Genomic DNA, 7,121 nt, shown 5'->3' with positions numbered 1-7,121 from the left:
GGTAAGTAATGATAATCCCATGTCAGAATCGTTATTTAAAACCTTAAAATATAACGCATTATTACCCCTGCTGATAAACGCGCAGGTAAGGATGTGGCTAAATTACAGAAAAGACAAGAGGTAATGAACAGCAAGAAAGAAAGCCATCCTAATAGATGGGCTAAAGGGCATATACGTGATTGGAGTCCAATAACTAAAGTGACGCTTAATGAAATGCCTAAAAAGGAAAAAACAAATGGTGTAGCTTAGTATGTAAAAATTATAAATAACTAACAACTATCTTGACAAGTTCCGCAAGTGTTTCAGTTCAAAATATCTGCAATGAACATGTCATCAGTTCAGCTTCTTTTTATAAGTGGGGTTTAACATTTAATGGCATAGATATGCCAATTATGAAAAGGCTTAAAGAGTTTGAAGAAGAAAATGAAAATGGCAAAGTCATCAGATAAAAAGATGATGGCAAAAGAGAGTGTTGAGCACTTAGGTCTTACTATTCGTTTAGTGTGTACTTTTGGGGATTAGTCAAGCATCTTATCGCTATACAGTCAAATTATCTTATGAAAATGTTCAGGTGGCCGAAGAATTACTTCAGCTTATTGATGAACATAAGTTATGGGGATTTAAATTCCGTTTTGACTATTTAGGCAATGTCAAAGGTAGACCTTAGAACCCTAAGCGTGGTAATCCTGAAGTTTTTGCTATGCCAGAACAGCCCAATAGAATGTGGTCTGTGGACTTCATGTCAAATGCTTTATCGCCGGATAAAATAATAAGAATATTTGATGTAATTGATGATTTTAATCGTGAAGGATTATGCTTAGATATTGATTTTTCACTCTCAAGCGCCCGAGTTATTCATTCATCGAAGCGGATTATCAAATTGAAGGGAAAACCTAAAATGTTTTCCATATCTTGCACCCAATTAGGATCCTGTTTAGCCGCAATATTCTCATTGATAACAATTTTTTTCTCTTAGTGTAGCGCTGAGTTAATCCTGTATTACAGGTTATGGCTATCACTGAACGACTGATAATTTTTACGCTCAGATGATAAATAGGAATCTTTTTTGGTATTTTAGTTTCGAGAAGCAAAATGCACACATTGGAAAGCGATATATATGTGCGCGCCTTTAATAAATTAAGGAGTTGCTAAGATTGAACCTATTAGTTACGATGATACATCATTATTCACCTAGACAGAGGACTAAGATAACAAAAAAATATCGATTTAAAACGGAAAAATTATTAGTCGTGCGATAATAAAAAGAGTTAAAGATGAAAGTAAGAGTATTTAGGAATTGAATAGTCTATATAGAGTTTGTTTAAAGTGAATGGAAAATAACTGTTTAGATTAGAATAATACTTAAAATGCCTTTCCGAAAATGCGAAGAAAGGTAGCTGTCTAAAATGCTTATACAATAAAAGAGAATTTTAATAATGGAATTTATAGTACAGATTATTATACTTTTTTTAGGGGCTGTTGTAGGTCATCTATTAACAAAAAGACGCTCAAAAAGTGATCTTAAAATAAAAAAAACAGAAAAAGAAATTCATGATGCAAAATTGATAGTTGATGATTTTGAAAAAAAATTATTAACTAGAATTTATTATACTAGAACGTATTTAAATAATTTAAAATCCGCTAGAGCAAAAAAACAAAATGTTAGTGAAACTTTTAGGGAAGAATATAGAACGATAATTAAAGAGTGGAATTCATCATATGACTATTTATCGACACAAATAAAAAGAAAGGAAATCCTTACTAATAGTCTACCTAAAATTGAAAAAATACAAACAAATTTAAGGTCAATTCATAACTTTTTAGCCAATAATGTTGATAACCTTGAATGTGCTAAAAACAATGAAATAGATAAGATGGAATCACAGTTAAAAAACTTGCAAAATTCATCATACCGACTGATTTCATTAATTAATAATAATATCAATGAAAAGTGGGATCTTATAATTGAAAAAATCGATTATTATCCAATTACTATAAAAAAATTAACAATTTTATTTGTGAAATTTTTAAAAAGCATATTAAAATTATTTTTTGTTTTTTTTGCTTATATAGCTTTCAATTTGTTTTAATATTTTACACCCTTTATTATTAACTTTATTTTCTACATATATAATTCTGTGATTTAATTTATAAGCCCAACAAATATTGATTTGTTTTGGTGCAGGTCTCTTTAATAAAGAAGCAATGAATATACAATCGATTTGTGTTAATTTTTTTTTATTTGGGAAAAATACACTCAAAATTTCTTCAATACCATTCATTCCTGAACCAAAAAAAGAGTATTTTAAATAAGAATTTATTATAGATATTTTATCATAATGCAACTCAATTAAGAAAGATAATAAAATCTCTCTTATCTTTCTTTTAAAGTCAATTTCATACCTACCCGTAATTACTCTTACCGTCTGCATTGTTATAGTACTGGCTCCACCATGTTTTTTTATTAATGCCCTAACTAATGATTTAAAACTTATCCCTTTATGCTTCATAAAATCCACATCTTCTGCACAAACAACAGAAACATATATATTTTTATCATAACAAAAATCTGCGTCTATTTTTGATATACGATTGCAAACTTTTTTGTAATCATCTTTTAAATTTTTAATGGCTTTTATAATATTCATCACATAACCTAAAGAGGTAGCTCTTGTTGTGTTTCGATTTTTTTGTTGATTTAAGTGAAAGCTATTCTATTTCCAATGGATACACAATTTGGATTTATAAAGTAAAAGCCTAGCCTTATATTTTTTCTAAAATTTAAGTCTCGTGTAGTTGATCTATTCCTCTCCAAAAAGTAGTTTAAATAGTTGTAAATTTTTATGGATTTCTTGAAAATCATCTATGATAATTTATCTAACGAAATTATTTCTGTATTAAAGTATTTTCTTTTTACACCTAAATTGAAACGCTAAAAGTTTTAAGTCCATGACTGTTAATTCAAAAGTTAACTAGATGAAAAGCTTAATAAACTTCTTGATTTAGTAATATAGAGATAGTTGCAAAATTCAAAAATCTCGCAACATTCTAAATTTCCACATCACAGCAAAGCGGAGATCGCGATATTTTTGGTGTTTAGGTTAAAAAACAACCTGCTTCATCATATTTAATCTATTAGCTATGCCTCATATTCTAATATGCATAATTTCAGTTTCAAACTTTAGTTGTTTGACTAACCAATTCAGTACAATCTAAGAGTTTGTTCGATCGTTATTCCTAGTATTCCAAACATAAGATAAGTCATCACTTTAGCGTGGCCTTTAACCCAAATATTTCTTCTTCCATGATAGTCTTTTAAATGGCTATTAATCCTTTCTACGCAGCTCCTTGCGTTGTATTTTATTGCTTCGAACTCTTCAAAGTTCTTTTTTCTCCACACCTAGGGTTATGATCTATTAAAGGAATATGGCCAAAAGCAATTGATGTCTCTCGTAACTCTTGACTAGAATATCCAGCGTAAGCCAAATCATAGCAATAATTGACTCTTTGAGTCGTTTCTTGCATCAAAGGTACCACAATTTGGCTATCTTGAACTGATGCAGATGTCAAAATACAACTCACTGGAATATCCCCTGGAACCGAGGATATATGCAATTTATAATCAACCCTTGTGGAGTTATAGCCTTGCTGCTTAATTTAGAACTGCAGGAAACAGGTTTAGCTAATGCATGGAGGTTATCTGCTGCATTTTTAGTGCGCTGTGAACCGATGAATGTTAATTTTTTTCTTCTTGTTCCTGCTAGGCCTTCTTTAGTGCTTGTTCTTCTTTTGTCGAGCACCCTCTCTATTTGGGAGGTTGCTGAGCTTTTTTATTTTCAGGTTGTGTATCAGTAGTTGAGTTTTCGTTTTCATCGTTTTTTATTGTTTTTACTTTCTCTGTAGATTCTATTGCTGTTACATCATGACTTACTGTCTCAAATAACATCTCAGATAAATGTTTTTGGACAAAGGATTTATGCACAATTTCAGGAAGCTTATAGTATGAGAACTTCTTAAAGGCCCTTGAAAAACTAGACTTGTTAGGTAGTCGATCAGTAATAGAAAAACCACAGATACGCCTCGAAGTTTGATCATAAGTAAGACGCTTAATTAAATGATTTGTGGTCCCTAAATTCAACACCGCTTTGGAAATAAAAGCTCTTGCAAAATAGACACGTTTTGTAGCCGGTCTACCTAAATGGCTCTTTGAGCAATTCACAACAAACTTATCAAGTTCAGATATCTCAATAGCATTGACCACTTCACATAGTTTATCAGTTAAAACAATACCTTGACTTTCAAGAAAAGGAAATATAGAATCTTGAACTTAAACATTTAATTGATTAAAAATATTTGAATTGTTTATTAGTCATAAGTTAGATTCCTTTTGTTTTTTTGATGAATACATTATACCATAAATTTCTTTGAAATCTAATACTTACCAAACTACCTCCCCTCAAAAAATCAAATTAATTTATTATATCTCCTAAATTTTGCAACTGCCTCTATATTATTAATTTTAAGTAACTTAAATAGTTTTACTACCTATCTTTATGATAATTAGCATATCATTTAACAAGGGTTTATATCCAATCGAAATCTAGATGCAGGTTTTAGTAATGTTTAATGCGCTCTGAATGGGGCATTAGGATACTATTTGCACCTGCAACTTGAAGTTACTCTAGTATATTTCATATTTAAAGAACTTCTTTTTTACTTTTACTTTTACTTTTACTTTTACAAGCTCATTATCATTAAAATATAGGATCAAAATAAAGTCCACATCTTTTTTACAACCGGTACATAAACAATAACCATTTTTTAATAACGGGTTTAGAGTTATCCTTTTCTATAGAGTAAAACAGCAATATCCCGATTCTCGCATTTAAGTTAGTAATAAAGAAAATTGCATTTATTTTTACTCTACCTAATACACAATAATGACTAAGATTTAATCTTTGATGCAACCAATTCAAATAGCATCATACCTAGAAGCATTGCAGCCATAAATATGGAACCTTTGATTTCACCAAGTGAAATAAGAACTAAGCCAGGTCCAGGGCATATACCAGCAATTCCCCAGCCTAAACCAAATAAAACAGCTCCTAAGACTAATTTGTTATCAATACGAGTCTGTGTTGGTAAAATAATAGTTTGGTTCAGATAACTCACTCTCCTTTTTTTTGCCATCATAAACCCAATTATGCTGACACTTATTGCGCCAATCATCACAAATGCCAACGAAGGATCCCAATCATTGGTAATCGATAAGAAACTCAGCACTTTTTCTGGATTAGCCATGCCACTGATAACAAGTCCTATTCCAAATACTAATCCACTTAATAATGCAAATACTTTGTTCATTTTACTCTCTCAACAGTTATTTAAATATACTCACGATAAATACAGTACCCATTGCTATAGCCATAAATATCAATGTATATATTAATGAACGAAAAGAAAATCTTGATAGCCCACATACACTATGTCCACTAGTGCATCCCGAACCAAGCCTTGTACCTACACCAACTAGCAACCCCGCCACAATAAGTGCTCCATATGATGTATTGATGACGGCTTCTGGTTTAATCATCATTATCCATTGGTAAGCCCAAGGCGCTAAAAATACCCCTGTTAAAAATGCTAATCGCCACAGTTTATCTTGATGTTTTTGAAAAAGCCCCCCTAAAATACCACTTACTCCCATCACTCGGCCGCAAAAGAGAATAAGAATCAATGCCGCCATACCAATTAATAGCCCACCTAACAAACTCTCGATGGGGGTAAAACTATCAAAATCAATCCACATACTCCACCTCATTTAGTAAAATTTTAATTTATTCACTTCTCTGTATTTAATATTTGTCTTACCCTTCAAATCGTTTTTTTACCAATTCAACTAGATTAATTATAAACACTTTATTCTTCTTTTAACTCTTCTGGACAAAATAACGAGTACATTGTTTGTAATAAACTCAGCACTCTCTTATCATCTATCCGATAAAATATCTGTTTACCCTCTCTTCTCGTTTCGACTAATTTTTGTTTACGTAAAATGCCTAATTGTTGGGACAGTGTCGGTTGCCTGATTCCCAGCTTATTTTCCAAATTACTTACATTCGCTTCGCCTTGCGATAAAAAGCAAAGGATAAGTAGTCTATCTTGATTTGCTAGCGCCCTTAAAACATCCACCGCATAACTTGCAGCCTCATGCAATTTTGTTTGTTCTGGGGTCATGACTTCACTCAATGTTTTCATTGCTTTTTCTTTGTGTATTCGATCTTTATGCATAATTTCCCTCTACATAAAATAACTAATTTTTTTACTTATCAACTATATCTAAAAAGTGAAACCTCTATTTTTTTAAAAGCAGAAGTATAATATAAAAAATTTCACTTTACTTTTTTATATATTATAATTATCTTATATGTTAAATGTAAACATAATATTTGTCATACCCAAACTATAGGAGGACATATGCAGACTCCACTAATACACCCTTTTTGGGATAAAACCACCTCAACTTTTTGTTACGTGGTTTATGATAAAGAGGGTGGTAACGCAGCAGTTATCGACTCTGTACTTGATTACGATCCTAAATCTGGTAGAACTTCAACATTGCACGCCGATGAAGTGATAGAATTTATTAATTACAATCGACTTACTGTAGAGTGGATACTAGAGACTCATGCTCATGCAGATCACCTTTCAGCTGCCTCTTACTTAAAATCTCGTTTAGGCGGAAAAATTGCAATTGGTGAAAATATCAAAGCTGTACAAAAGATATTTAAGCAAGTTTTCAATCTAGAAAAAGCATTTTTACCGGATGGTTCTCAATTTGATTACTTACTCAAAGATGGAGAAAAAATAACGATCGGAGAACTCGAACTTGAGGTCATAAGTGTGCCTGGTCACACACCTGCAGATATGGCCTATAAGATCGCTGATACTATATTTGTTGGGGATAGTCTATTTATGCCTGATGTGGGAAGTGCTCGTTGTGATTTCCCTGGAGGGAGCGCTGCTATGCTATGGGATTCAATCTGACATTCCGCTGTTCAAAAATTGATTAATTTAGGTGTTTTTTTGTGATATTTATCACATTTTAATATTAAATCATT

12 protein-coding genes are annotated in these 7,121 nt (G+C 31.6%); 6 read left to right on the top strand and 6 right to left on the bottom strand.

Going from position 1 to position 7,121, the window contains the following annotated elements:
* Positions 1-93: 93 nt before the first annotated feature.
* The 4 genes from ACFFIT_RS07580 to ACFFIT_RS07565 all read left to right on the top strand — a co-directional run bounded on the left by ACFFIT_RS07580 (position 94) and on the right by ACFFIT_RS07565 (position 2,090).
* The gene (locus tag ACFFIT_RS07580; protein ID WP_385877058.1) at positions 94-249 is read left to right on the top strand and encodes a hypothetical protein; all 156 of its coding nucleotides are present in this window, start codon (positions 94-96) and stop codon (positions 247-249) included.
* A gap of 32 nt (positions 250-281) precedes the next feature.
* Positions 282-449: a transposase gene (locus ACFFIT_RS07575; protein WP_385877057.1), complete on the top strand. Its 168-nt coding sequence runs from the start codon at positions 282-284 to the stop codon at positions 447-449.
* A 62-nt stretch (positions 450-511) separates the two neighbouring features.
* Entirely contained in the window at positions 512-667 is a 156-nt protein-coding gene (locus tag ACFFIT_RS07570) for a hypothetical protein (RefSeq protein ID WP_385877056.1), read from the top strand.
* Between the two features lie 769 nt (positions 668-1,436).
* On the top strand, positions 1,437-2,090 hold the full coding sequence (locus ACFFIT_RS07565; RefSeq protein WP_385877055.1) for a hypothetical protein: 654 nt from the start codon (positions 1,437-1,439) through the stop codon (positions 2,088-2,090).
* Here ACFFIT_RS07565 and ACFFIT_RS07560 read toward each other — a convergent pair.
* Positions 2,046-2,648 carry a biosynthetic peptidoglycan transglycosylase gene (locus ACFFIT_RS07560; protein ID WP_385877054.1) on the bottom strand — a complete coding sequence of 201 codons (603 nt, stop codon included), beginning with the start codon at positions 2,646-2,648 and terminating at the stop codon, positions 2,046-2,048. The two genes, ACFFIT_RS07565 and ACFFIT_RS07560, sit on opposite strands and share 45 nt — an antisense overlap.
* Before the next feature lie 712 nt (positions 2,649-3,360).
* Positions 3,361-3,582 (bottom strand): hypothetical protein, encoded by a 222-nt coding sequence (locus ACFFIT_RS07555; RefSeq protein WP_385877053.1) that lies wholly within the window; start codon positions 3,580-3,582, stop codon positions 3,361-3,363.
* Between the two features lie 27 nt (positions 3,583-3,609).
* Between ACFFIT_RS07555 and ACFFIT_RS07550 the strand changes: the two genes are divergently transcribed.
* Positions 3,610-3,855, top strand: coding sequence for a hypothetical protein (locus tag ACFFIT_RS07550; RefSeq protein WP_385877052.1), 246 nt, complete (start codon positions 3,610-3,612; stop codon positions 3,853-3,855).
* Here the strand turns inward: ACFFIT_RS07550 and ACFFIT_RS07545 are convergent.
* From ACFFIT_RS07545 to ACFFIT_RS07530, 4 genes are all read right to left on the bottom strand, one after another.
* Positions 3,806-4,261: a transposase gene (locus ACFFIT_RS07545; RefSeq protein WP_512701385.1), complete on the bottom strand. Its 456-nt coding sequence runs from the start codon at positions 4,259-4,261 to the stop codon at positions 3,806-3,808. The genes ACFFIT_RS07550 and ACFFIT_RS07545 overlap by 50 nt on opposite strands.
* A gap of 683 nt (positions 4,262-4,944) precedes the next feature.
* The gene (locus tag ACFFIT_RS07540) at positions 4,945-5,364 is read right to left on the bottom strand and encodes a DUF6691 family protein (RefSeq protein ID WP_385877051.1); all 420 of its coding nucleotides are present in this window, start codon (positions 5,362-5,364) and stop codon (positions 4,945-4,947) included.
* A gap of 16 nt (positions 5,365-5,380) precedes the next feature.
* Complete coding sequence (locus ACFFIT_RS07535) at positions 5,381-5,809, bottom strand: YeeE/YedE family protein (protein ID WP_385877050.1); 429 nt, start codon at positions 5,807-5,809, stop codon at positions 5,381-5,383.
* A gap of 110 nt (positions 5,810-5,919) precedes the next feature.
* The gene (locus ACFFIT_RS07530; RefSeq protein WP_385877049.1) at positions 5,920-6,291 is read right to left on the bottom strand and encodes a metalloregulator ArsR/SmtB family transcription factor; all 372 of its coding nucleotides are present in this window, start codon (positions 6,289-6,291) and stop codon (positions 5,920-5,922) included.
* 186 nt (positions 6,292-6,477) lie between these two features.
* Here ACFFIT_RS07530 and ACFFIT_RS07525 point away from each other — a divergent pair, with 186 nt between their 5' ends.
* Complete coding sequence (locus ACFFIT_RS07525; RefSeq protein WP_385877048.1) at positions 6,478-7,047, top strand: MBL fold metallo-hydrolase; 570 nt, start codon at positions 6,478-6,480, stop codon at positions 7,045-7,047.
* The last annotated feature ends 74 nt before the right edge of the window (positions 7,048-7,121 follow it).

It is taken from the genome of Thorsellia kenyensis (genome assembly GCF_042432445.1).
Lineage (GTDB): Bacteria > Pseudomonadota > Gammaproteobacteria > Enterobacterales > Thorselliaceae > Thorsellia > Thorsellia kenyensis.
This window is presented reverse-complemented; position numbering and strand designations above follow the sequence as displayed.